The organism is Micromonospora sp. LOL_015 (genome assembly GCF_048060275.1).
Taxonomy (GTDB): Bacteria; Actinomycetota; Actinomycetes; order Mycobacteriales; family Micromonosporaceae; genus Micromonospora_E.
The window spans coordinates 1-372 of sequence record NZ_JBHMIO010000204.1; the positions used below are offsets into that span (position 1 = coordinate 1).

Annotated in this window: 1 protein-coding gene; it reads right to left on the reverse strand. The window is 73.4% G+C overall.

The genetic code is table 11. The features are described from left to right. The coding region (locus tag ACFHWU_RS29495) for an IS66 family transposase (RefSeq protein WP_416592352.1) at positions 1 to 372 on the reverse strand (372 nt) is incomplete at both ends.

Genomic DNA, 372 nt, shown 5'->3' on the forward strand with positions numbered 1-372 from the left:
CGAGCACGACGGCCGAGCGCAGCAGGTGGGTCTGTTCGGCGAGGTCGGCCGGGTCGGGTTCGCAGCCGTCGGCGCGGGCCGTGACCGTCAGGCGGTTCAGGTGCCGCAGGGCGTCGATGGCTTGGCCGGCGAGGTCGGCGACCTGCCCGGTGGCGGTGTCGACCACGTAGACCAGTTCCCGTAGGACGTGGGCGTTGCACAGGGCGTGCCGGGCGGTGGTGTAGGTGTCGTACGGGGCCCACGCGTCGTGTACGGCGGTGCCGGTGTATCCGGGTAGCACGCCGGTGTCGTCCATTCCGGCGGTGCCGCGCCGGCGGTGCGCGGTGAGGAGCACGTCGGTGGGTGTGGAGGCGGAGTGCAGCCAGGCGAGGC